The sequence below is a fragment of the Xanthomonas sacchari genome, assembly GCF_040529065.1.
GTDB classification, from domain to species: Bacteria; Pseudomonadota; Gammaproteobacteria; order Xanthomonadales; family Xanthomonadaceae; genus Xanthomonas_A; species Xanthomonas_A sacchari.
On the sequence record NZ_CP132343.1, the window covers coordinates 734,695 to 758,389 of the forward strand.

Annotated in this window: 25 protein-coding genes; 20 read left to right on the plus strand and 5 right to left on the minus strand. The window is 67.9% G+C overall.

Annotated elements, in window-relative coordinates:
* Positions 1–2 precede the first annotated feature (2 nt).
* From RAB71_RS03210 to RAB71_RS03225, 4 genes are all read left to right on the plus strand, one after another.
* Positions 3–1,010, plus strand: a complete 1,008-nt coding sequence (locus tag RAB71_RS03210; RefSeq protein WP_010343278.1) for a methionine ABC transporter ATP-binding protein — start codon at positions 3–5, stop codon at positions 1,008–1,010.
* A complete protein-coding gene (locus RAB71_RS03215; protein WP_010343279.1) occupies positions 1,007–1,702 on the plus strand; it encodes a methionine ABC transporter permease in 696 nt (231 codons plus the stop codon). The genes RAB71_RS03210 and RAB71_RS03215 overlap by 4 nt, the downstream gene beginning before the upstream one ends.
* A 177-nt stretch (positions 1,703–1,879) precedes the next feature.
* Positions 1,880–2,683: a MetQ/NlpA family ABC transporter substrate-binding protein gene (locus RAB71_RS03220; protein WP_010343280.1), complete on the plus strand. Its 804-nt coding sequence runs from the start codon at positions 1,880–1,882 to the stop codon at positions 2,681–2,683.
* Between the two features lie 13 nt (positions 2,684–2,696).
* Complete coding sequence (locus tag RAB71_RS03225) at positions 2,697–3,260, plus strand: hypothetical protein (protein WP_010343281.1); 564 nt, start codon at positions 2,697–2,699, stop codon at positions 3,258–3,260.
* 121 nt (positions 3,261–3,381) lie between these two features.
* Here the strand turns inward: RAB71_RS03225 and RAB71_RS03230 are convergent, their stop codons facing one another.
* Positions 3,382–4,011 carry an OmpW family protein gene (locus RAB71_RS03230; protein WP_010343282.1) on the minus strand — a complete coding sequence of 210 codons (630 nt, stop codon included), beginning with the start codon at positions 4,009–4,011 and terminating at the stop codon, positions 3,382–3,384.
* Between the two features lie 182 nt (positions 4,012–4,193).
* Here RAB71_RS03230 and RAB71_RS03235 point away from each other — a divergent pair, with 182 nt between their 5' ends.
* On the plus strand, positions 4,194–4,730 hold the full coding sequence (locus RAB71_RS03235; protein WP_029562128.1) for a DNA-deoxyinosine glycosylase: 537 nt from the start codon (positions 4,194–4,196) through the stop codon (positions 4,728–4,730).
* Between the two features lie 161 nt (positions 4,731–4,891).
* Here the strand turns inward: RAB71_RS03235 and RAB71_RS03240 are convergent, their stop codons facing one another.
* Entirely contained in the window at positions 4,892–5,635 is a 744-nt protein-coding gene (locus RAB71_RS03240) for a hypothetical protein (RefSeq protein ID WP_010343284.1), read from the minus strand.
* 220 nt (positions 5,636–5,855) lie between these two features.
* Between RAB71_RS03240 and aceF the strand changes: the two genes are divergently transcribed.
* The 3 genes from aceF (at position 5,856) to RAB71_RS03255 (ending at position 9,891) form a co-directional block, all read left to right on the plus strand.
* Positions 5,856–7,610, plus strand: a complete 1,755-nt coding sequence (aceF, locus tag RAB71_RS03245) for a dihydrolipoyllysine-residue acetyltransferase (RefSeq protein ID WP_104609613.1) — start codon at positions 5,856–5,858, stop codon at positions 7,608–7,610.
* 132 nt (positions 7,611–7,742) lie between these two features.
* Positions 7,743–9,542: a dihydrolipoyl dehydrogenase gene (gene lpdA / locus RAB71_RS03250; protein WP_104609612.1), complete on the plus strand. Its 1,800-nt coding sequence runs from the start codon at positions 7,743–7,745 to the stop codon at positions 9,540–9,542.
* A 61-nt stretch (positions 9,543–9,603) separates the two neighbouring features.
* Positions 9,604–9,891, plus strand: a complete 288-nt coding sequence (locus tag RAB71_RS03255; RefSeq protein WP_010340501.1) for a hypothetical protein — start codon at positions 9,604–9,606, stop codon at positions 9,889–9,891.
* A 104-nt stretch (positions 9,892–9,995) separates the two neighbouring features.
* Here the strand turns inward: RAB71_RS03255 and RAB71_RS03260 are convergent, their stop codons facing one another.
* On the minus strand, positions 9,996–10,808 hold the full coding sequence (locus tag RAB71_RS03260) for a hypothetical protein (RefSeq protein ID WP_010340500.1): 813 nt from the start codon (positions 10,806–10,808) through the stop codon (positions 9,996–9,998).
* A gap of 448 nt (positions 10,809–11,256) precedes the next feature.
* On the opposite strand from RAB71_RS03260, the gene RAB71_RS03265 reads away from it, so the two are divergent.
* From RAB71_RS03265 to RAB71_RS03310, 10 genes are all read left to right on the plus strand, one after another.
* On the plus strand, positions 11,257–11,622 hold the full coding sequence (locus RAB71_RS03265) for an ATP synthase subunit I (RefSeq protein WP_029561756.1): 366 nt from the start codon (positions 11,257–11,259) through the stop codon (positions 11,620–11,622).
* Positions 11,623–11,648: 26 nt separating this feature from the next.
* Entirely contained in the window at positions 11,649–12,443 is a 795-nt protein-coding gene (gene atpB / locus RAB71_RS03270; protein ID WP_010340498.1) for a F0F1 ATP synthase subunit A, read from the plus strand.
* Between the two features lie 77 nt (positions 12,444–12,520).
* The gene (gene atpE / locus RAB71_RS03275) at positions 12,521–12,820 is read left to right on the plus strand and encodes a F0F1 ATP synthase subunit C (protein ID WP_010340497.1); all 300 of its coding nucleotides are present in this window, start codon (positions 12,521–12,523) and stop codon (positions 12,818–12,820) included.
* A gap of 114 nt (positions 12,821–12,934) precedes the next feature.
* Complete coding sequence (locus RAB71_RS03280; protein ID WP_010340680.1) at positions 12,935–13,405, plus strand: F0F1 ATP synthase subunit B; 471 nt, start codon at positions 12,935–12,937, stop codon at positions 13,403–13,405.
* 1 nt (position 13,406) lies between these two features.
* The gene (locus tag RAB71_RS03285; protein ID WP_010340679.1) at positions 13,407–13,934 is read left to right on the plus strand and encodes a F0F1 ATP synthase subunit delta; all 528 of its coding nucleotides are present in this window, start codon (positions 13,407–13,409) and stop codon (positions 13,932–13,934) included.
* A 147-nt stretch (positions 13,935–14,081) separates the two neighbouring features.
* Positions 14,082–15,629, plus strand: a complete 1,548-nt coding sequence (atpA, locus tag RAB71_RS03290; RefSeq protein WP_010340678.1) for a F0F1 ATP synthase subunit alpha — start codon at positions 14,082–14,084, stop codon at positions 15,627–15,629.
* Positions 15,630–15,745: 116 nt separating this feature from the next.
* Positions 15,746–16,609, plus strand: coding sequence for a F0F1 ATP synthase subunit gamma (gene atpG, locus RAB71_RS03295; protein ID WP_010340677.1), 864 nt, complete (start codon positions 15,746–15,748; stop codon positions 16,607–16,609).
* Between the two features lie 146 nt (positions 16,610–16,755).
* Positions 16,756–18,183: a F0F1 ATP synthase subunit beta gene (gene atpD, locus RAB71_RS03300; RefSeq protein ID WP_010340676.1), complete on the plus strand. Its 1,428-nt coding sequence runs from the start codon at positions 16,756–16,758 to the stop codon at positions 18,181–18,183.
* A gap of 144 nt (positions 18,184–18,327) precedes the next feature.
* Positions 18,328–18,750, plus strand: a complete 423-nt coding sequence (locus RAB71_RS03305) for a F0F1 ATP synthase subunit epsilon (RefSeq protein ID WP_010340675.1) — start codon at positions 18,328–18,330, stop codon at positions 18,748–18,750.
* A gap of 303 nt (positions 18,751–19,053) precedes the next feature.
* The gene (locus RAB71_RS03310; protein WP_010340674.1) at positions 19,054–19,632 is read left to right on the plus strand and encodes a chorismate mutase; all 579 of its coding nucleotides are present in this window, start codon (positions 19,054–19,056) and stop codon (positions 19,630–19,632) included.
* Positions 19,633–19,888: 256 nt separating this feature from the next.
* Here RAB71_RS03310 and RAB71_RS03315 read toward each other — a convergent pair whose 3' ends face one another.
* Positions 19,889–20,812 carry a transposase gene (locus tag RAB71_RS03315; RefSeq protein ID WP_104609622.1) on the minus strand — a complete coding sequence of 308 codons (924 nt, stop codon included), beginning with the start codon at positions 20,810–20,812 and terminating at the stop codon, positions 19,889–19,891.
* 452 nt (positions 20,813–21,264) lie between these two features.
* Positions 21,265–21,648, minus strand: coding sequence for a GtrA family protein (locus RAB71_RS03320; protein WP_010343789.1), 384 nt, complete (start codon positions 21,646–21,648; stop codon positions 21,265–21,267).
* A 140-nt stretch (positions 21,649–21,788) separates the two neighbouring features.
* Between RAB71_RS03320 and glmU the strand changes: the two genes are divergently transcribed.
* Both glmU and RAB71_RS03330 read left to right on the plus strand, forming a co-directional pair.
* Positions 21,789–23,156: a bifunctional UDP-N-acetylglucosamine diphosphorylase/glucosamine-1-phosphate N-acetyltransferase GlmU gene (glmU, locus tag RAB71_RS03325; RefSeq protein ID WP_010343790.1), complete on the plus strand. Its 1,368-nt coding sequence runs from the start codon at positions 21,789–21,791 to the stop codon at positions 23,154–23,156.
* A 3-nt stretch (positions 23,157–23,159) separates the two neighbouring features.
* Positions 23,160–23,681 carry a GNAT family N-acetyltransferase gene (locus RAB71_RS03330; protein ID WP_010343791.1) on the plus strand — a complete coding sequence of 174 codons (522 nt, stop codon included), beginning with the start codon at positions 23,160–23,162 and terminating at the stop codon, positions 23,679–23,681.
* The last annotated feature ends 14 nt before the right edge of the window (positions 23,682–23,695 follow it).

Consider the following 23,695-nt stretch of genomic DNA (forward strand, 5'->3'; position numbering starts at 1 on the left):
CGTTGATCCAGTTCGAGCGCCTGCACAAGTCCTATTCCGTCGCCGGCCAGCCGGTCGTGGCGCTGCATCCGCTCGACCTGCGCATCGAGGCCGGCGAGGTGTTCGGCATCATCGGCCATTCCGGCGCCGGCAAGTCGACCCTGATCCGGCTGATCAACCGGCTCGAGGAACCCAGCGGCGGTCGCCTGATCATCGACGGCGAGGACGTCACCGCGCTGGACCGTGCCGGGCTGCGCACGCTGCGCCAGCGCGTGGGCATGATCTTCCAGCACTTCAACCTGCTGTCCTCGCGCACGGTCGCCGGCAACGTCGCGTTCCCGCTGGAACTGGCCGGCACGCCGCGCGCGGAGATCGACGCGCGCGTGGCCGAACTGTTGGAGCGGGTCGGGCTGGCCGCGCATGCGGACAAGTACCCGGCGCAGCTGTCGGGCGGGCAGAAGCAGCGCGTCGGCATCGCCCGCGCCCTGGCCACGCGCCCGCGGATCCTGCTGTGCGACGAGGCTACCAGTGCGCTGGACCCGCAGACCACCGCCTCGGTGCTGGCGCTGCTGGCACAGATCAACCGCGAGCTGGGCCTGACCATCGTGCTGATCACCCACGAGATGGAAGTGATCCGCCGCGTCTGCGATCGCGTGGCGGTGCTCGATGCCGGGCACCTGGTCGAGAGCGGGCCGGTCACCGAAGTGTTCCTGCATCCGCAGCATCCGACCACCAAGCGCTTCGTCTCCGAAGCCGAGCACGTCGACGAGGGCGAGTTGTACCGCGACCTCGCTGCGGTGGACGGCCGCATCCTGCGGCTGACCTTCCTCGGCGCCGACACCTACGCGCCGCTGCTCGGGCGCATCGCCCGCGCCACCGCGGTGGACTACAACATCCTGTCCGGGCGCATCGACCGGATCAAGGACACCCCCTACGGCCAGCTGACCGTGGCCCTGGTCGGCGGCGACATGGATGCGGCGCAGGCCGAATTCGTCGCGGCCGGCGTGCATGTGCAGGAGCTGCGCCGATGAGTCCGTTCGCCACCGCCGCCACCGGCTTCTTTCGCAATCTCGATGCCGGCAAGTGGAGCGAGATCGGCCGCGCCACCGTCGATACGCTGCTGATGCTCGGCGGCTCGCTGCCGCTGACCCTGCTGATCGGCCTGCCGCTGGGCGTGCTGCTGTTCCTCACCGGCCCGCGCCAGACCCACCAGAAGCCGCTGCTGTACGGCGGCCTGGCGCTGGTCATCAACGTGCTGCGCTCGGTGCCCTTCATCATCCTGATGATCGCGATGATCCCGCTGACGCTGTGGGCGATGGGCACCTCGCTGGGCGTGCGCGGCGCGATCCTGCCGCTGGTGGTGGGCGCGGCGCCGTTCTACGCGCGGCTGGTGGAGACCGCGCTGCGCGAAGTGGACCGCGGCGTGGTCGAGGCCAGCCTGGCGATGGGTGCGACCACCTGGCAACTGGTGACGCGGGTGCTGCTGCCGGAAGCGCGGCCTGGGCTGATCGCCGGCGCCACGGTGACCACCATCGCCCTGATCGGCTTCACCGCGATGGGCGGCGCGATCGGCTCCGGCGGCCTCGGCGACCTGGCCTACCGCGACGGCTACCAGCGCTCGCACGCCGACGTGGCCCTGGTGACGGTGGTGATCCTGTTGCTGCTGGTGCAGGCGCTGCAGATGCTCGGCGACCGCCTGGTCGCGCACTACAGCCGGCGCTGATGTCCTGCGTACCGCGGTAGCAGCGGCTTCAGCCGCGACCCCGACCGGTGAGCGGTCGCGGCTGAAACCGCTCCTGCGCGCATGGATCGCCCCGCCTGCACGGCCGTCTGCTAGCGTGCACGCATCGCGGCCGCGGGTCGCGCTCCTCCACTCCCCCCGTTTCTCCGGATACCTGCCATGACCCGATTCCCGTTCCGCCTCCTGCTCGCCAGCGCCGTGCTCGTGCTCGGCGGCTGCGGCAAGCCCGATGCCGGCGCCGCCGGCGACCACCTCAGCGTCGCCGCCACCGCGGTGCCGCACGCCGAGATCCTGGAGGTGGTCAAGCCGATGCTGGAGCAGCAGGGGCTGACCCTGGACGTGCGCGTGTTCAACGACTACGTGCAGCCCAACGACCAGGTGGTGCAGAAGCAGATCGACGTGAACTACTTCCAGACCGAGCCCTACCTGCAGGCCTACAACCGCGACCGCAAGAGCGACCTGGTCACCGTGGTCGGCGTGCACATCGAGCCGTTCGGCGCCTATTCGCGCCGCTACAAGTCGCTGGACGCGCTGCCGCAGGGCGCCGACGTGGTGATCCCCAACGACCCCAGCAACAACAGCCGCGCGCTGATCCTGCTGGACAAGGCCGGGGTCATCAAGCTCAAGGATCCGAGCAATGCGCTGTCCACCCAGCGCGACATCGTCGCCAATCCCAAGCAGCTGAAGTTCCGCGAGCTGGATTCGGCGATGCTGCCGCGGGTGCTGGACCAGGTCGACCTGGCGCTGATCAACACCAACTACGCGCTCGACGCCGGCCTCAATCCGACCCGCGACGCGCTGGCGATCGAGAGCAAGGATTCGCCGTACGTGAACTTCCTGGTCGCACGTCCCGACAACAAGGACGATCCGCGCGTGCAGAAGCTGGCCAAGGCGCTGACCAGCCCGGAAGTGAAGGCCTTCATCCAGCGCAAGTACCAGGGCGCCGTACTGCCGGCGTTCTGATCGGCCTGCGCGCATGCCGCTGCTGCTGGCCATTCCGCTGGCGATCGTGATCGCGCTGGCGGTGACCGCGGTGCTGTTGCCGCTGTCGCTGCTGCAGCGCTTTCGTGTCGGTACTGCGCGGCGTCAGGCGCGTGGCTGGCTGGTCGCGGTGCAGCTATGGTCGGCGCTGCTGTCCAGCGGCGTGCTGCTCGTCTTTGCCGTGATCGCCGGGCACTGGTGGCCGGACGCCGCTATGTACGCACTGGCGGGCTGGGGCTGCGGCGTGCTGTTGGGTGCGCTCGGCATCGGCGTCACCCGCTTCGAACCGCTGCCGCACGGCCTGCACTACACGCCGAACCTATGGTTGGTGTTGGGCCTGACCGCGCTGGTGGCGGTGCGCATCGGCGCCGGGCTGTGGCAGGGCTGGCGCAGCCTCGTCGATGGCGCGGCCTGGCCGACGCAGGGCTGGATGAGCCACGCCAGCCTGCTGGCCGCCGCCGCGTTGCTGCTCGGCTATGCCTGCGCCTACGCCTGGTTGTTGCGGCGGCGCCTGCGTCGTTTCGACCGCTACCGCGGTTTCGATCGCTCGCCGCGCTGACGGCGAGCGCGCCTGCGGGCTCGCGCGATGCCGTTTTGCTGATCGCGCTCCAATCCAGCGCACGCACAAAAACAAACGGGCCCTTTCGGGCCCGTTTGCGTAAGCACTGGAGACGGAACGCTTAGAAGCGCGCGCCGACGCCGAAGCTGAACAGCCACGGATCCAGCTTCAGGTCTTCGCCGGTGCCTTCGCCGGCGACCTTCAGCTCCGGACGCGAGCGCATGTAGCGCGCGTCGGCACGGGCGAACCAGGTGGAGTTGATGTTCATGTCCACGCCGACGGTGCCGATGGCGCCCTTGGCGGTGTCCAGGCTGACGTGCTGGTCGGCGTTGAGGCCGGCGAGCTTCTCGTTGCTGAAGTTGGACTCGTAGTAACCGACGCCGACGAACGGACGGAACACGTTGTCCGCCTGGCCGAAGTGGTACTGGCCGCTCAGCGCGATCGGCTGCTGCTCGACGGTGCCGACCTTGCCGATGCCGTCGGCCTTGACGCGGTGGTTGAACTTGTCGGCAGCGCCCCACAGTTCGACCGCCCAGTTGTCGTCGATCAGCCAGCTGGCGCTGATGGTCGGCGCCGGGCCGCCATCGACGTCGAGGCCGGCCGCCGGCTTGGAGTGCGGGTCGAGCAGGGTCGCGCTGCCGACGACGGAGAAGTGCTTGCCGGACGCGGTATCGGCATCCTGTGCGAATGCGGCGGGCGCAAACGCAAGGGCGGACACGACAGCCAGGCTCAGGATCTGAATGGACCGCATGGGATATCTCCTCATCTTTTTCTTGTGGGGCCACGGGAGTGGGCGCGCACACCGTATCGATGAGAAGATGAATCGTTGCCGACCCTCGCCGGACCAATGCAGACGACGTTCAGCCACATGCGCTCTGCGCTTGAAATAACGAGGTTTTAAGACTTTTGGCTGTTCATCCAGATGCGCACGACGTGACGACGCAGCCGTTGCTGCAGGGTCTGCCCGCGCAAATACGCGACGATTGCCGGGTGCTGCTGCTCGGCTCCATGCCCGGTGCGGCATCGTTGCAGCAGGCGCGCTACTACGCGCATCCGCGCAATCGGTTCTGGCCGCTGATGGCGGCGCTGTGCGGTTTCGATCCGGCACTCGACACAGAAGCGCGCATGCAGGCATTGCACGAAGCCGGCGTCGGCCTGTGGGATGTCATCGGCCAGTGCCGGCGCCGCGGCAGCCTGGATGCGGCGATCGTGCGCGGCAGCGAAGTGCCCAATGCCTTGCCCGAGCGTATCGCACAGTTGCCGCAACTGCGCGTCATCGCCTGCAATGGCGCGGCGGCGGCGCAGGCGTTCGCGCGCTTCGTGCAGCCGCAGTTGCCGCCGCGCGATCCGCCGCTGGTGCTGTTGTCGTTGCCTTCGAGCAGTCCGGCCAATGCCGCCTTCGCCTGGTCACGCTTGCTGCAGGCGTGGGCTCCGCTGCAGCACTGGCTGTGCGCGTCGAAGGTCCGCTAATTGAAGGGTGCCTCCCGCAGGCGGCACCTGCGTAGGAGCGGCTTCAGCCGCGGCGAGGCTCTCCCCGCAACGCTGTCGCGGCTGAAGCCGCTCCTACGCGAGACGGCGCGCTGTACGGGAAAAACAGGTGATTGGCGGTGCTCTGGCGTCGCGCCGATCGATCAGCGCCGCGCGCGCAGGCGCAGCCACAGGGTCTGCAGCGCCAGCACGGCGGCGAGCAGCAAGGCCACCCATGCCGCGGTCTGCGCACCCGCCAGCGTGCTCTCGGCCTGCTTGACGTAGACCGCCGCCAGCGCCCACAGCGCCGCCGCCGCATAGGCGAGGTTGCCGCGCATCGCCCGGTTCACGCCCAGCAGCAGCGCCGCCGCCAGCGCGAACAGCACCAGGCTCCACGGCAGCATCCGCTCGGTCGAGAGCCAGCGATAGGCCACGATGACCTGCGCGGTGTTCAGGAACGCCGCCAGCGACAGCCAGCCGGCATGCAGCGACAGCGGCAGCCACGCCCACAGGGTCTGGCCGGGCTCGGCTGACGGATCGCGCGACAGCCGCAGCGCGGCCAGCAGCGTCGCCGCCAGCGCGGTCCAGATCACCGCCAGCGCCAGCAGGAAGTGCTGTTGCGAGAACACCGGCATCCACGCCGCGGTCAGCGCGAAGCCCAGCGCCGCCGGTCCCCGCACCTGCGCCAGCGCGCTGCCGCGACGGCGCCGCCCGCTGCATTGCCACAGGCCGAAGGCCAGGTCGAGCAGGAAGATCACGCCCCAGATCGCGAAGGCATAGCCTGCGGCGACGATCAGGGTGGGGTAGCGGTCGGAAATGGCGCCATTGGTCGGGCCGAAGGCGCCGCGTTGCCCGAACCAGGCGACCAGCGGCATCGCCAACGCCATCAACAGCACCAGGATCCGCATGCCCGCCCTCCGGAAATCTGCGGCGAGCCTAGCCGCGGCGCCGTGAAGGCGGCGCACCGGCGGCGGGCGCCGCGGGTGCGCAACATGCGCCGGCGTACTGTCCGCCGGCAGCGCCCGCGCCCGCTGGCGATCGGGCTTTTTTGCCCGGCAAAGGTTGGCGCTGCGGCTGCGGGCCGCCACAATAGGGGTTTCCCCCTCATCAGTTGCCGGAGTTCCCCGCATGGCCGAAATCAAGGAAGCACTTGTCCCCGATATCGGTGACTACAGCGACGTCCCGGTAATCGAAGTGCTGGTGGCCGTCGGCGACACGGTGAAGAAGGACCAGAGCCTGGTCACGCTGGAGTCGGACAAGGCGACGATGGAAGTGCCGTCGCCGTTCGCCGGCGTGGTCAAGGAGATCAAGGTCAAGGTCGGCGACAGCCTGTCCGAGGGCAAGGTGGTGGCGCTGATCGAAGTGGCCGAGGGCGGCGCCAGTGCCGCAGCCGCCGCGCCTGCGGCCGCCAAGGCCACGCCCGCGCCGGCCCAGCAGGCCGCCGCCCCGGCCGCCGCGCCCGCGCAGAACGCGGTCAAGCCGGCCCCGGCCGCTGCCGCGCCCGCCGGTGTGGTCGAGGCGCGGGTGCCGGACATCGGCGACTACAGCGACGTGCCGGTGATCGAGGTGCTGGTCGCGGTCGGCGACACGGTCAAGAAGGACCAGGGCCTGGTCACCCTGGAGTCGGACAAGGCGACGATGGAAGTGCCCTCGTCGGTGGCCGGTGTGGTCAAGGAGCTCAAGGTCAAGGTCGGCGACAGTCTGTCCGAGGGCAAGGTGGTGGCGCTGATCGAGGTAGCCGGCAGCGATGCCGACGCGCTGGCCGCGTCCGCGGTCCAGCCCAGCGCCGAGACCGGCGGCGGCGTGGAGCCGGTGCCGACCTCGTCCGCGCCGGACAAGCTGGCCCAGCGCGAGATCGCCCAGGTCCAGGCGACGGCGCCGGCCAAGGCCGCCGCGCCGTCCGCCACCCAGAGCAGCCCGCCGGTGGCGTTCGACGCCGACAGCGTGCTGCCGCAGAAGGTGCCCTACGCCAGCCCGGCGGTGCGCGTGTTCGCCCGCGAACTCGGCGTGGACCTGTTCCAGGTCAGCGGCTCGGAGCAGGGCGGCCGCATCACCAAGGACGACGTGCAGCGCTACGTCAAGGCCGCGCTGTCCGGCGCCGCGCCGGCCGCCGCCGGTGCCGCGCCCGCCGCAGGCGGCAATGGCCTGAACCTGCTGCCGTGGCCGAAGGTGGACTTCGCCAAGTTCGGCGAGGTCGAGGTCAAGCCGCTGTCGCGGATCAAGAAGATCTCCGGCGCCAACCTGGCGCGCAACTGGGCGATGATCCCGCACGTCACCCAGTTCGAGCAGGCCGACATCACCGACCTGGAAGCGCTGCGCGTGGCGCTGAACAAGGAAAACGAGAAGGCCGGCATCAAGCTGACCATGCTCGCCTTCCTGCTCAAGGCCAGCGCCGCGGCGCTGAAGCAGTTCCCCGAGTTCAACGCCTCGCTCGATGCCAGCGGCGAGAACCTGACCCTGAAGAAATACTTCCACATCGGGTTTGCCGCCGACACCCCGAACGGGCTGGTGGTGCCGGTGATCCGCGATGTGGACAAGAAGGGCGTGGTCGAGCTGGCGCGCGAGAGCGGCGAGCTGGCCAAGAAGGCGCGCGACGGCAAGCTCGGCCCGGCCGACATGAGCGGCGGCTGCTTCTCGATCAGTTCGCTCGGCGGCATCGGCGGCACCGCCTTCACCCCGATCGTCAATGCGCCGGAGGTGGCGATCCTGGGCGTGTCCAAGTCGTCGATCCAGCCGGTCTGGAACGGCAAGGAATTCGCGCCGAAGCTGATGCTGCCGCTGTCGTTGAGCTACGACCACCGGGTCATCGACGGCGCCGCCGCCGCGCGCTTCACCACCTACCTGAGCCAGGTGCTGGCGGACATGCGCCGCGTGCTGCTGTAAGCCCTGTCGTCACGGCGCCGCGTCCGTCGCGGCGCCGGTTTTCCCCCACCTGCGCGCGCCGCCTGTTTGCGCGGTCGCGCCGACGAACTGCAAACGCCCCTCGCCGCGGCGAAGGGCCACAGGAGAAGCTGCATGGCGGTCATTGAGGTCAAGGTCCCGGATATCGGCGACTACAGCGACGTTCCGGTCATCGAGGTGCTGGTCGCCGTCGGCGACACGGTGAAGAAGGACCAGGGCCTGGTGACGCTGGAGTCGGACAAGGCCACGCTGGAAGTGCCGTCCGCGGCCGCCGGCGTGATCAAGGAGCTGAAGGTCAAGCTCGGCGACACCCTGTCCGAGGGCGCGGTGATCGCGCTGCTGGAGACCGCCGATGGCGCCGCTGCCGGCGCGCCCGCCGCGGCCCCGGCCGACGTGCCGGCCAGCAAGCCGCCGGTGGCGCCGTCGCACCGCGCCCCGGCCGAGCCGCCGGCACCGAAGCCGGCGCTGGCCAGCGGTAAGCCCGCCGACATCGAATGCAAGATGGTGGTGCTCGGCGCCGGCCCCGGCGGCTACACCGCCGCGTTCCGTGCCGCCGACCTGGGCCTGGACACGGTGCTGATCGAGCGCTACGCCAGCCTCGGCGGCGTCTGCCTCAACGTCGGCTGCATCCCCTCCAAGGCGCTGCTGCATGCGGCCGCGGTGATCGACGAGGTCGCCCATGCCGGCGACTTCGGCGTGGACTTCGGCAAGCCCAAGATCACCCTGGACAAGCTGCGCGAGTACAAGGAGAAGGTGGTCGGCAAGCTCACCGGCGGCCTGGCCAGCATGGCCAAGCAGCGCAAGGTGCGCACAGTCACCGGCGTGGCGTCGTTCGTGTCGCCGAACGAGCTGGAGATCGTGGGCGCCGACGGCAAGACCCAATTGCTGCGCTTCGAGCACTGCATCGTCGCCGCTGGCTCGCAGGCGGTGAAGCTGCCGAACTTCCCGTGGGACGACAAGCGGATGATGGACTCCACCGACGCGCTGGAACTGCAGGAGATCCCCAAGACCCTGCTGGTGGTCGGCGGCGGCATCATCGGCCTGGAAATGGCCACCGTATACAGCGCGCTGGGCAGCAAGGTCACCGTGGTCGAGTTCATGGACCAGTTGATGCCGGGCGCCGACAAGGACCTGGTCAAGCCGCTGGCGGACCGCTTGAAGAAGCAGGGCGTGGAGGTCCATCTCAAGACCAAGGCGGCCGAGGTCAAGGCCGACAAGAAGGGCATCACCGTCTCCTTCGAGGCCGCCACCGCGGGCGAGACGCCGGCGCTGGCCGCCACCACCTACGACCGCGTGCTGGTCGCGGTGGGCCGCGCGCCCAACGGCAAGAAGATCGGCGCCGACAAGGCCGGCATCAACGTCACCGAGCGCGGCTTCATTCCGGTCGACCGGCAGATGCGCACCAACGTGCCGCACATCTTCGCCATCGGCGACATCGTCGGTAACCCGATGCTGGCGCACAAGGCCACCCACGAGGGCAAGCTGGCCGCGGAAGTGGCTGCCGGCGAGAAGAAGGAGTGGGTGGCGCGGGTGATCCCGTCGGTGGCTTACACCAACCCGGAAATCGCCTGGGTCGGCGTCACCGAGACCGAGGCCAAGGCCAAGGGGCTGAAGGTCGGCGTGGCCAAGTTCCCGTGGGCGGCCAGCGGCCGCGCCATCGGCATCGGCCGCACCGAGGGCTTCACCAAGCTGATCTTCGACGAGGAGACGCACCGCATCATCGGCGGCGCGATCGTCGGCGTGCACGCCGGCGACCTGCTGGCCGAGATCGGCCTGGCGATCGAGATGGGCGCCGAGGCCGAGGACATCGGCCACACCATCCACGCGCATCCGACCCTGAGCGAGTCGGTCGGCATGAGCGCCGAGGTCTACGACGGCACCATCACCGACCTGTACATCCCCAAGAAGAAGTGACGCCCCTGCATGCGACCGTGCCGCCAGGTGCGGTGCGGTCGCCACCGGGGTGAACCGACGCATGGAGGTTGACGTGGGGCAGGGCACCCTGTGTCCCGAACTGCAGGCGCTGCTGCAGCGCGAACTGGCCGGCGGCAACCGCATCGCCGAGCCGCCGCGCCGGACCGACTGGCCGCATCCAGGCTCGGTGTTCGTCTCGCTGAAGCGCGACTTGCGCAGCGACGTGGCGTCGCTGCCGGCATCGGTGCAACACGCGATCTGCACCGACCCGCACTACGGCTGGCACGACGAGTGCTACTGCACGACGCACCGGCACCTGCTGGTGGCCGGGGCGACCAAGCCGCCCTGAACTCGCCGAATCGGCGACATTGCATGCCTGCAGGAACGCGAAAGGCCCGCACATGGCGGGCCTTTCGTTTACAACGCGCGCTTGCGGCGCGCGTGGGGCGTCGATCAGAACGCGAAGGTCACGCCCGCGACCGGGCCCTTGAACTCCTGCTTCAGGCCGACGCTGGCGTTGTCGCGCTTGCGGTCCACGTCCAGCTTGAACCAGTCGTAGCCGGCGAAGATGCCGAAGTTGCGGGTGAAGCGGTACTCGACGATGGCGTTGGCGCGGCTCAGGTCGCCGTCGTAGTCGCCGAAATCGCCCCACTTGGTGTTGAGGTACTGGCCCTGGATGTTGAACAGCCAGTGCTCGCTCGGGTGCGCGGTGAAGCGCAGGCCGACCACCGGCGCGGCGCCGTCCTCGCTTTCGTCCAGGAAGGTGCCGGTGTAGACAGGGCCCAGGTCGGCGTAGGCATTGGACTCCACCTTGGCCCACTCGGCACCGATCTGCAGGCCCATGCTGAACTGCGGGTTGTCGATCACCGAGTAGTCGTACACCAGGCTGGCGACCTGGTACTTCAGTTCGCCCTTGACGAAGCTGCCCGACGGCACGGTCACGCCGCCCAGGCTGACGTCCTCGCCCAGTTCCTCGCGGCGATCCTTGTCGAACTTGAAGTAGTCGAAGATCAGGCGCTGGCGAGTGCTGAGGCGGAACACGCCGTCCACGCGCGGCTCCCATTCCTTGCCGCCGAAGTTGAAGTCCTGCGAGCCGGAAATGGCATTGCCGTTGATCACGGCATTGCCGCGCAGGGTGTTGTCGTTGTCGACGTTCATCGCGCCCACACGCAGGGTGAAGCGGTCGTCGCCGTCTTCGGCGTGGGCGGGCAGGGCGTAAGCGGCGGCGAGCGCGCAGGGCAGCGCCAGGGCAAGCAGGTGTTTCATGGGGGACAAGCTCCGTCGTCTTGGGATTTTTTTTGGATGAGGCGTCGATGGCAATGCCAACGCGTGCCGTCACTATCCTTAAATTTGCGTCCACCATTCGTGAAAGTATGGTGGCTCGAGCCGCCACGGCTGTCCCAAAACGCGCCACGAAAAAAGCCCCGGAAGGACCGGGGCTCGGCGGGGCTGCGCTGTGGGCCGACGAGGATGGGCGCAGTCCCTGTCCGATCGGACAGCGCGGCGGACAGAAAGTTCCCCCGCAAACACGTGCTGCAACGCCGCATTCGGTGCCGGTGGAGGACGGCTGCCGTGCTATCGTCTACGGGCGGACGGGGACCCGGACGCTGTCAGGACTCCTGGCGGTTGTCTCGCAAATTGTCCCATTGCTATAATTCCGCGGCTCGACGGACGCGAAGACGTCCTCAATCCACCACCAATTGCAGGATTTTCTGTGCTGAACTCCGTTGATGCGGGTCGGCGGCTGATGCTGCGCGCAGCGATTTACCCGCTGGTGGCGGTGGCCGTGTTGTCCCTGCTGTTCCTGCTGCTGGGACCGAAATACGCGATGGGCGCCGCCGCAACCGGGCTGGCGACCGTGGCAGGGGGATGGCTGGCCGCACGCACCGCGCTCAATGGCGGCGTGCAGGCGGCAGGCTCGGCGCTGGCGCGGTTGATCGTGGCCATGGTGCTGAAGTGGGTGTTGGTGTTCGCGGTGCTGGCGCTGGGCTTTGCCTGGTGGCGGTTGCCTCCTCTGGCCCTGTTGGCGGGTATCGCCGTCGGGCTGATGTTCCAGGTTCTGGCTCTGGCCAGGCGTTGATCGAATCAAGAAAAGGCTCAGGACTCATGGCGGGCGAGGCAGAAACCCCTACCTCCTACATCCAGCACCATCTGCACAACCTCACCTTCCAGGTGCAGGAAGGCGGGTTCTGGCAATTGCACGTCGACACCCTGGTGATGTCGCTGCTGATGGGCCTGCTGATGGTGTTCGGCTTCTGGCTGGCCACGCGCAAGGCCACCGCCGGCGTGCCCGGCAAGTGGCAGGCGTTCGTGGAAATCATGCTGGAGTTCGTCGATCGTCAGGCCAAGGACACCTACCACGGCACCAGCAAGCTGGTGACCCCGATCGCGATCACCCTGTTCTTCTGGATCCTGTTGATGAACCTCATCAAGATGATCCCGGCGGACTTCCTCGCGATCCCGCTGGGCTGGGCCGGCGTGCACTACTGGAAGCCGGTGCCGACCGCCGACGTCAATGCCACCCTGGGCATGTCGATCAGCGTGTTCTTCCTGATGCTGTTCTTCTCGCTGCGCTCCAAGGGCGTGGGCGGCATGACCAAGGAATTCCTCACCGCGCCGTTCGGCAAGTGGATGCTGCCGTTCAACCTGATCCTCAATATCGTCGAATGGCTGAGCAAGCCGGTGTCGCTGGCGATGCGACTGTTCGGCAACATGTTCGGCGGCGAGATCGTGTTCCTGCTGATCTGGGTGCTGGGCGGTGCCGGCATCCTCGGTGCGCTGGCCGGCGGCGCGTTCGGCTTCGGCTGGATGCTGTTCCACCTGCTGGTGATTCCGCTGCAGGCGTTCATTTTCATGATGCTGTCCATCGTGTACCTGAGCCTGGCGGAAGACAGCCACTGACGTTTCTGTTTCACGCGTTCTAAGCAACCCTTCGTTCGATTCACCATCCTCAAGCAACTTTGTTCCTGGAGAAAACCATGTACTTCGCCGTCCTGACCAACCTCGCCCAAGTCCAGAGCTCCACCGTCCTCGCCGTCGGCATCATGATCGGCCTGGCCGCGCTGGGCGCCGGCCTCGGTCTGGCCATCATGGCCGGCAAGTTCCTGGAATCGGCCGCGCGCCAGCCGGAACTGATCCCGGTGCTGCAGGTCCGCATGTTCATCACCGCCGGCCTGATCGACGCCGCGTTCATCATCAGCGTCGCGGTCGGCCTGCTGTTCGCGTTCGCCAACCCGATGATCGGCGAGTTCGTCGCGCGTCTGCCGCAGGGCGGTTGATCCCGTCGTACCGGCGTGCGGTCGCCACCGGCGGCCGCCGCTACGGATGAAGGTTCGGACGCGTCGCCGTGCTGGCGGCGCGTCCACCCCGTCACCATTGGCTGAGCGTACCCCATGAATATCGGTCTCACCCTCTTTGCCCAGGCGCTGGCGTTCGCCGGTCTGATCTGGATCGTCGCGACCAAGATCTGGCCGCCGCTGATGCAGGCCATCGAAGAGCGCCAACAGAAGATCGCCGAAGGCCTGGCCGCCGCCGATCGCAGTCAGAAGGATCTGGCGCAGGCGCAGGAAAAGGTCAACGAAGCGTTGAAGGACGCCCGCATCAAGGCCAACGAGATCATCGATCAGGCGCATGCGCGCGCCAACCAGATCGTCGAGGCGGCCAAGCACGAGGCGATCGTCGAAGCCACCCGGCAGAAGGAACTGGCCCAGGCCGAGATCGACGCCGCGGCCAACCGCGCGCGCGAGGACCTGCGTCGCCAGGTGTCGCTGCTGGCGGTGAGCGGCGCCGAGAAGCTGCTCAAGCGCGAAATCGACGCCAACGCCCACAAGGCGCTGCTCGACGAGCTGGCGGCGGAGATCTGAGATGAGCCAGGCCCTCACACTGGCGCGTCCCTACGCTCGCGCCGCGTTCGCCGCGGCCAGCGACGCCGGCAAGCTCGCGCCCTGGTCGCAGGCGCTGGCGTTCTCCGCCCAGGTCGCGGCCGACCCGCGCGTGGCCGCGTTGCTGCACAACCCGCTGCTGCAGCGGGAGCAGGCGGTGTCGCTGCTGGCGCCGGACGCGGCCGACGAGCAGTACCAGCGCTTCCTGAGCCTGCTGGCCGAAGGCCAGCGGCTGCCGCTGCTGCCGGAGATCGCCGGGCTGTACGACCAGCTGCGCGCGGAGGCCGAGCGCGTGGTGCAGGCCAACGTGACCTCCGCGACGGCGCTGAGCGATGCCGAGGTGGCCTCGCTGAAGGTGGCGCTGAAGCAGCGCTTCGGCCGCGAGGTCGAGATCACCACGGCGGTGGACGCTTCGCTGATCGGCGGCGCGGTGATCGACGCCGGCGACGTGGTCATCGACGGTTCGTTGAAAGGCAAGCTGTCGCGTCTGCAATCCGCACTGGCCCACTAAGAAACGGGAATGGCGAATAGAGAGGAGAGAACCCGGCCCGGCGGCGACGCCACCCGCGATTCCCGATTCCCCATTCCCGATTCTCAAAGAAGCTAACCACACGTCGCCATCCGCTGCTGCGCGATGGACGATCCGAAGGAAACCAAGATGGCAACCACGCTCAACCCCTCCGAAATCAGCGAACTGATCAAGAACCGCATCGAGCAGGTCAAGCTGGCCGCGGAGTCGCGCAACGAAGGCACGGTCACCAGCGTGTCCGACGGCATCGTGCGCATCTTCGGCTTGGCCGACGTGATGCAGGGCGAAATGATCGAACTGCCGAACGACACCTACGCCCTGGCGTTGAACCTGGAGCGCGACTCGGTCGGCGCCGTGGTGCTCGGCGACTACGAGAACCTGCGCGAAGGCGACGTGGCCAAGACCACCGGCCGCATCCTCGAAGTGCCGGTGGGCAAGGAACTGCTGGGCCGCGTGGTCAACGCGCTGGGCGAGCCGATCGACGGCAAGGGTCCGCTGGGCACCAGCCAGACCGCGCCGGTGGAGCGCGTGGCGCCGGGCGTGCTGTGGCGCAAGTCGGTCGACCAGCCGGTGCAGACCGGCTACAAGTCGGTCGACGCGATGATCCCGATCGGTCGCGGCCAGCGCGAACTGATCATCGGCGACCGCCAGACCGGCAAGACCGCCATGGCCATCGACGCGGTCATCAACCAGAAGAGCACCGGCATCAAGTGCGTGTACGTGGCGATCGGGCAGAAGGCCTCGACCGTCGCCAACATCGTGCGCAAGCTGGAAGAGAACGGCGCGCTGGCGCACACCATCGTGGTCGCCGCGACCGCCTCCGAATCGGCGGCGATGCAGTACATCAGCGCCTACGCCGGCTGCACGATGGGCGAGTACTTCATGGACCGCGGCGAAGACGCGCTGATCGTGTACGACGATCTGTCCAAGCAGGCCGTGGCCTACCGCCAGATCTCGCTGCTGCTGAAGCGTCCGCCGGGCCGCGAAGCCTACCCGGGCGACGTGTTCTACCTGCACAGCCGCCTGCTGGAGCGCGCCGCGCGGGTGTCCGAGGAATACGTTGAGCAGTTCACCAATGGCGAGGTCAAGGGCAAGACCGGTTCGCTGACCGCGCTGCCGATCATCGAGACCCAGGCCGGCGACGTCTCCGCGTTCGTGCCGACCAACGTCATCTCGATCACCGACGGCCAGATCTTCCTGGAAACCGACCTGTTCAACGCCGGCATCCGCCCGGCGGTGAACGCCGGCATCTCGGTCTCGCGCGTCGGCGGCGCTGCGCAGACCAAGATCATCAAGAAGCTCTCCGGCGGCATCCGCATCTCGCTGGCGCAGTACCGTGAGCTGGCGGCGTTCGCGCAGTTCGCCTCGGACCTGGACGAATCCACCCGCAAGCAGCTCGAGCGCGGCCAGCGCGTCACCGAGCTGATGAAGCAGAAGCAGTACCTGCCGATGTCCATCGCCAACCAGGCGCTGTCGATCTACGCGGTCAACGAGGGCTACCTCGACGACGTGCCGGTCAACAAGCTGCTGGCGTTCGAAGAGGGCCTGCACGCCCACTTCGCCAACACCCAGGGCGACCTGGTGGCCAAGGTCAACGACACCGGCGACTGGAACGGCGACATCGAGGCCGCGTTCAAGAAGGGCATCGGCGAGTTCAAGACCACGGGTAGCTGGTAAATCAGTTGCCGGGAATCGGGAATAGAGAATAGGGAATCGTAGGAGCGGGATTCGGGCTTGCCCATTCCCGAGTCTCCATTCCCCATTCCCACGAAGCGAGCAAAGCGAGCGAGAGCATGGCAGGCGGACGCGAAATCAAATCCAAGATCAAGAGCGTGCAGAACACCCGCAAGGTGACGCGCGCGCTCGAGATGGTCTCGGCCTCCAAGATCCGCAAGGCGCAGGATCGGATGAAGACCTCGCGTCCGTACGCGCAGGCGATGAAGCAGGTGATCGGGCATCTGGCGCAGGCCAGCACCGACTACACGCATCCGTTCCTGGTGCAGCGCGAGAACGTCAAGCGCGTCGGCTACATCGTGATCTCCTCCGATCGCGGCCTGGCCGGCGGCCTGAACAACAACCTGTTCCGCAAGATGCTGGGCGAAGTGCGCCAGTGGCAGGACCAGGGCGCGCGCGTGGACGTGGTCACCATCGGCCAGAAGGCCTCGGTGTTCTTCCGCCGGATCAAGGTGGACATGGTCGGCAGCGTCAGCCACCTCGGCGACCTGCCGCAGCTGGAGCAGTTGATCGGCGTGATCAAGGTGATGCTGGACGCGTTCACCGAAGGCAAGCTGGATCGCGTGTATCTGGTCTACAACCGCTTCGTCAACACGATGACGCAGAAGGCCAGCTTCGACCAGCTGCTGCCGCTGCCGGCGGCCGAGAGCCAGGTCGCGCACCACGACTGGGACTACCTGTACGAACCCGATGCCGCGAGCGTGCTCGAGCACGTGATGACGCGCTACATCGAGTCGCTGGTGTACCAGGCGGTGCTGGAGAACGTGGCGTCCGAGCATGCCGCGCGCATGGTCGCGATGAAGGCGGCCAGCGACAACGCCAGCAAGCTGATCAGCACCTTGCAGTTGGTCTACAACAAGGCGCGTCAGGCCGCGATCACCCAGGAAATTTCCGAAATCGTCGGCGGTGCGGCGGCGGTGTAAGTGCCGGGATTCGGGATTGGAGAATCGGGATCGGCAAGAGCAGCGAAGCGCGCTTTTGCGAATCCCGAATCGCGAATCCCCAATCACGAAATCCACGGGATGGCGCAGGCCATCCGGACAGAACTAAAGCTAACCGGAGCAGCAAAATGAGTCAGGGCAAGATCGTTCAGATCATCGGCGCGGTCGTCGACGTCGAATTCGCGCGTGCCGATGTGCCGAAGATTTACGACGCACTGAAGGTCGAAGGCACCGCCATCACGCTGGAAGTGCAGCAGCAGCTGGGCGACGGCGTCGTGCGCACCATCGCGCTCGGCTCCACCGACGGCCTCAAGCGCCACCTGGTCGCCACCAACACCGGCAAGGCGATCGCCGTGCCGGTCGGCACCGCCACCCTGGGCCGCATCATGAACGTGCTCGGCGAGCCGATCGACGAGCGCGGCCCGGTCCAGTCCGACGTGCAGTGGGAAATCCACCGCGAGGCGCCCGACTACGCCGACCAGTCCTCCAGCACCGAACTGCTGGAAACCGGCATCAAGGTCATCGACCTGATGTGCCCGTTCGCCAAGGGCGGCAAGGTCGGCCTGTTCGGCGGCGCCGGCGTCGGCAAGACCGTCAACATGCTGGAATTGATCAACAACATCGCGACCGAGCACTCGGGCCTGTCGGTGTTCGCCGGCGTCGGCGAGCGGACCCGCGAGGGCAACGACTTCTATCACGAGATGAGCGACGCCAACGTCATCGTCCAGGACGACCTGAGCAAGTCCAAGGTGGCGATGGTGTACGGCCAGATGAACGAGCCGCCGGGCAACCGTCTGCGCGTGGCGCTGACCGGCCTGACCATGGCCGAGTACTTCCGCGACGAAAAGGACGCCAACGGCAAGGGCCGCGACGTGCTGTTCTTCGTCGACAACATCTACCGCTACACCCTGGCCGGTACCGAAGTGTCGGCGCTGCTGGGCCGCATGCCGTCGGCGGTGGGCTACCAGCCGACCCTGGCCGAGGAAATGGGCGTGCTGCAGGAGCGCATCACCTCGACCAAGACCGGCTCGATCACCTCGATCCAGGCCGTGTACGTGCCCGCGGACGACCTGACCGACCCGTCGCCGGCGACCACCTTCGCCCACCTCGACGCCACCGTCGTGCTGTCGCGTAACATCGCCTCGCTGGGTATCTACCCGGCGGTGGATCCGCTCGACTCGACCAGCCGTCAGCTGGACCCGAACGTGATCGGCCATGAGCACTACGACACCGCCCGCCGCGTGCAGTCCACCTTGCAGAAGTACAAGGAACTGAAGGACATCATCGCGATCCTGGGCATGGACGAACTGTCCGAAGAGGACAAGCAGGCCGTGTCGCGCGCGCGCAAGATCGAGCGCTTCTTCAGCCAGCCGTTCCACGTGGCCGAAGTGTTCACCGGCTCGCCGGGCAAGTACGTGTCGCTGAAGGACACCATCCGCGGCTTCAAGGCCATCGTCGACGGCGAATACGACCACCTGCCGGAGCAGGCCTTCTACATGGTCGGCGGCATCGAGGAAGCGGTCGAGAAGGCCAAGAAGATGGCCGAGAAGGCGTAAGAGCCGGGATTCGGCATTCGGGATTAGGGATTCGCAAGGCGGCATCGAGGACAAGGGAGTGGGAGTGAGGACAAGGCGGCGCGACTGCTTTGCCCCATCCCCAATCCCCAATCCCCAATCCCGCTTCGCGCCAGCGAGGTAACCATGAGCACCATCCGTTGCGACATCGTCAGCGCCGAGCATGAGATCTACCACGGCGACGCCACCCTGGTGGTCGCGACCGGCGAACTGGGCGAGCTGGGCATTGCGCCCAAGCACGCGCCGTTGATCACCCGGCTCAAGCCCGGCAAGGTGGTGGTGACCACCGCGAGCGGCGAGCAGCTGGATTTCGCCATTTCCGGCGGCATCCTCGAGGTGCAGCCGCAGGTGGTGACGATCCTGGCCGACACCGCGATCCGCGCGCAGGACATCGACGAGGTGTCGGTGCGCAAGGCCAAGGAAGAAGCCGAGCGCCTGCTCGCCAACCGCGGCGAAGGCATGGACGTTGCCGAGGCGCAGGCCAAGCTGGCCGAGGTCACCGCGCAGTTGCAGGCGCTGGAGCGCCTGCGCAAGAACCTCAAGCACTGAGTTCCGTGCCACGCGGCCCAGCGGCCGCACGCGCGATGACGACGCCGGCTTCTGCCGGCGTTGTCGTGTCTGGGAAAGGCGGCGGGTGGACGGCACCGGCGCGCGGTGGTTGCGGGCGCGCTGCGACGTTGCCAGCGCGGAATGCGACGTCGCGCACGGCGCTGGCTTGCTGGTCGCTGACTCGGCGGTGTCGCCATGCGACAAGACGCGGGTGCGGTCATCGTGCGGTCGGTGGACTGCGGCAAGATGGCCGCCCGATCTGCGCTCCATCCCCCACCCGCAGACGGTTACCGGAGAATCGAGATGAGCCTGTCCGCTTCCGTTCCTCGTCCCTGTGCGCACGCCCTGACCGCCGTGCTGGCCGGCGCCATGTTGATGGGCTGCGCCTTGCCCGCGCGCAGCGCAACCCCGCTGGAGCCGCTGCTGGATCGCATCGTCGAGCGCAATGCGATCGGCGACCAGGTCGCGCTGAGCAAGTGGGACAGCGGCAAGCCGGTGCTGGATGCCACGCGCGAGGCCGCGGTGCTGGCCAGCGTGCGCGAGCAGGCGCCGGCGCACGGCGTGGATCCGGACGATGCCGCGCGCTTCTTCGGCATGCAGATCGAATCCAACAAGCTGGTGCAGTACGAACTGCTGTCGCGCTGGCATCTGCGTGGCCGCGCGCCCGACAGCCCGCGCCCCGACCTGACCGCGCTGCGTGCGCGCCTGGACCAGCTGCAGGGCGAGATGCTGGATGCGTTGCAGGCCAGCGCCGCGGTGCGCCAGGCGCCGGATTGCCCGGCCACGACCGCGCGTGCGGCCGAGGCCTATGCGCTGCGCTGGCAGCTGGACCAGTTGCACCGCACCGCACTGGTGCGCAGCCTGGGCGATTTCTGCCACTGAGTCGTCAGCCGCCGGGGCCAGCGGCGCGCTGGCTGCGGCCAAGGCGGCACTGGAGCCGCTCTGGCGCTCTGCAGGCCCGAACCATACTGGCCGTCTACGCTGCGCTCGTCGCGACTGAAGTCGCTCCTACAGGGCTCGCTGCATCCCGCGGGTCTTGTGGGAGGGGCTTCAGCCCCGACGGCTGTCGAAGCCGGTCGCTGTCCGGACTTCGCTGTTCGCGGCATGCAGTAGCAGGCGCACTCGTAGGAGTCAACTGTCATGCACCTGCGATGACAGGAGGAGCATATGGTGCGTGATCGCGCACGATGGCGTTGAGCCAGCGCAGGAACTTGTGCATACAGGCGACGATGGCGACCTTGGCCGGCTTGCCCGCTGCGCGCAGGCGCGCGTAGGTGTTGGCCAAGGGGGATTTGGCACGGATGCTGGCCCAGGTGGCCATGTACAGCACGCGCCGCACGTCGGCACGTCCGCCTTTGATGCGGCGTTGGCCTTTCCAGCAGCCGCTGTCGTGATTGAACGGGGCCAGCCCGACCAGGGCAGCGAGCTTGCGTGGCGGCAGCGTGCCTAGTTCTGGCAGCCGCGCGGCCAGAACCGCGCGCAGGATCGTGCCGAGCCCAGGCACCTTGGGTAGGCTCGAGCAGGTCTTGCCCTGCTGCTCGATCTCCTGCGTCAACGTCTGGATCTGCTGGTTCAGTAGGGCGATCACCTCTCGGCAGCGGTGTTGCACTTTGGCGCTGGTGATGTGCTCCAGGCGCCGCCGATGGACATCGCGCTGGCCCACCAGGGTGGCACGCAGGTCCAGCAGTTCGCGAAGAGATTGCTGGTGCTCAGGCACCACGGGCGTGAGGGTGGTCGGGATGTGCTGGGCGGCGATGGCCAGCAGGCGCGCGTCCAGGACATCGGTCTTGGCATGCAGGCCCAAGGCCTGGGCTAGTTTGCGCGGACGATCGGCGGCCATCCGCACTGCCGGCAGGTTCGCCTCTCGGAGCACCTGCAGCACGGCATGTTCGTAGCCGCCACTGGCTTCCAGCACGATCCGCTCGCAGCCCAACTCGGCCAGGCGTTGGGCCAGCGCACGCTGCCCCTGTGGCGTATTGGGTTGGGTCCAGGTCTGCTCGTCCGGCAGTACATGAATGACCAGTTCGGCCTTGGATACATCGATCCCGATATAGCGTCGCATAGACGTTCTCCGCAGTAGACTCAGGCACGAGAGCACTCCTGCCGACGCCCATGCTTGTGGAGTTCGAGCTCGCGACTCGGGCAACTGTTCGGGCTGATGAGGCAGGAGACACGGGGTGCGGCGGCGCTGACTCCTACTCGTGCTTGCTGGCACCACGGCTAAACGGCCTGCCGCACTCCGCTCTCACCTGCAACGATAGACCCTCATTTGACACAAGCGGCTTCAGCCGCGACAAGCTCTCCCGGTAACGCCCGGTCGCGGCTGAAGCCGCTCCTACGGTGCAACGCGTTCGTCGCGGAGGCTCGATGAGAGGCGATCGGAGATCGTTCCCATGAGCAGCTCGGTGCATCTGGGGCGTCTTCCATGGGAGATGGTTTCCACCCGACAGCCGTCGCCGCGGAGCGCAGGCCGGTGGCGCGCATCGCCGGCCCTCCAGGCCGTGCTCGCCAGCGCTAGCGATACACCAACTGCCGGCCCAGGAAGAACGACACCACCGCCAGCATGCCTTCGACTAGTGGCTTGGCCAGCCAGGCCAGGCGCAGGCCCAACCCGTGCGCGCACAGCGCCACCAGCCAGGTGCTGAGCGCGGTGAGCACCAGCCACATGGCCATGAAGCGGCCGAAGCGCCGCCAGCCCAGCCGCGCGGCGTCGCCGTTGGCGAAGGTGATGCGGCCGTTGAGCCAGAACCCGAGCAGGGCGCCGCAGACGCGGCCCAACACGTTGCCCGGCACGGTGGGCATGCCGGCCGCGGTGGCGGCGACGAACACGCTCCAGTCGACCAGCAATTGCAGCAGGCCGATCAGCAGGAACTGGCTGCCCTGGCGCAGGAGACCCATGAACATCCGCAGGAGAAGACGATCGCGCATGCTAGCGCCTGCCGCGCCGATGTGCAGCCCGCCGCGTGTGGCGCGATCGTGACGGCAGATGTGGCCGGCAGCCTCTAGAATTCGTCGTCCACCCGCACCGGAACCGCCCCATGAGTCTGCCCCTGCACGTCGTGATCCTCGCCGCCGGTGCGGGCAAGCGGATGAAGTCGGTCAAGCCCAAGGTGCTGCAGCCGATCGCCGGCCGGCCGATGCTGGCGCATGTGATCGAGACCGCACGCCACCTGCAGCCGGATGCGATCCACATCGTCCATGGCCACGGCGGCGAGGCGGTGCTGGCGGCCTTCGCCGACCAGCCGGACCTGCTGTGGGCCGAGCAGGCGCAGCAGCTCGGCACCGGCCATGCGGTGCAGCAGGCGATGGCGGCCGTGCCCGACGCGGCCACGGTGTTGGTGCTGTACGGGGACGTGCCGCTGATCCGTGCCGAGACCCTGACCCGCCTGCTGCATGCGCCAGGGCGCGTCGCGGTGCTGGTCGCCGAACCGGAGGATCCCACCGGCTACGGCCGCATCGTGCGCGATGCCGCCGGCAAGGTCGCAGCGATCGTCGAGCAGAAGGACGCCGACGACGAGCAGCGGCGCATCCGCACCATCAACACCGGCATCGTCACCGCCGAATCCACCGCGCTGAAGCGCTGGCTGGCGCAGCTGCGCAACGACAACGCACAGGGCGAGTACTACCTGACCGACGTGTTCGCCGCCGCCGCCGCCGAGTTCACCCCGGCCGAGATGGTGCTGGTGGCCGAGCCGATCGAGGCCGAGGGCGCCAACGATCCGTGGCAGCTGGCGCAACTGGAACGCGCCTGGCAACTGCGTGCGGCGCGTGCGCTGTGCGAACAGGGTGTGCAACTGATCGACCCGAACCGCGTGGACCAGCGCGGCCGCGTGCGCGCCGGCCACGACGTGCGCATCGACGCCAACGTGATCCTGGAAGGCGAGGTGGAACTGGGCGACGGCGTCAGCATCGGCCCGTTCGTGCGGCTGAAGGACGTGGTGCTGGGGCCGGGTACCGAGGTGCGTGCGCATTGCGATCTGGAAGGCGTGGTCACCGAGGGCGCGGTGCAGATCGGCCCGTTCGCGCGGCTGCGCCCGGGCACGGTGCTGGCCGACGGCGTGCACATCGGCAACTTCGTCGAGACCAAGAAGGCGGTGCTCGGTGTCGGCAGCAAGGCCAACCACCTGACCTACCTGGGCGATGCCACGATCGGCAGCGGGGTCAACATCGGTGCCGGCGTCATCACCTGCAACTACGACGGCGTCAACAAGTCGCAGACGTCGATCGGCGATGGCGTGTTCGTCGGCTCCAACAGCGCGCTGGTGGCGCCGCTGGAGATCGGCGACGGCGCCACCATCGGTGCCGGCTCGGTGATCACCCGCAGCGCGCCGGCCGGCAAACTGAGCGTGGCGCGGGTGCGACAGGAAACCATCGAAGGCTGGAAACGCCCGGGCAAGCGCGACTGAGGCATGGCCGGCCGCATGCGTCTGGCGCGCGCGCAGGAGCTGGCGCGGCTGCAGGAGATCGAGCGGCGTGCCGGCGCCCTGCTGCAGGGCCACGCGGCGCAGGCCGTGTTCGCAGCGCACGCGCTGGATGCGGAGTCGTTGCGTGCTGGACTGGCGCGCGAGCAGCTGTGGGTGGCGCTGGGCGAGGACGGCCAGTGCGTGGGCTATCTGCTCGGCGGGCGCCTGGACGAGGGCTTTCACGTGCAACAGATGGATGTCGATCCGCGTTTCGGGCGCCTAGGCCATGGCCGTGCGCTGCTGCGGCATGCGCGCGCGGCCGCGATGGAGGCGGGCCTGCGGTGCATGCTGCTGACCACCTTGCGCGATGTGCCGTGGAATGCGCCGTTCTACGCCAGCGAAGGCTTCGCCGAACTGCCGCCTGCGCAGTGGGGGCCGCAACTGCGCGCGACCTGGCAACAGGAATCTGCGCTCGGCTTCCCGATGCACCTGCGGGTGGCAATGCGCTGTCCGCTGCCGTCGCACTGAGCCTCGCGGCCGGC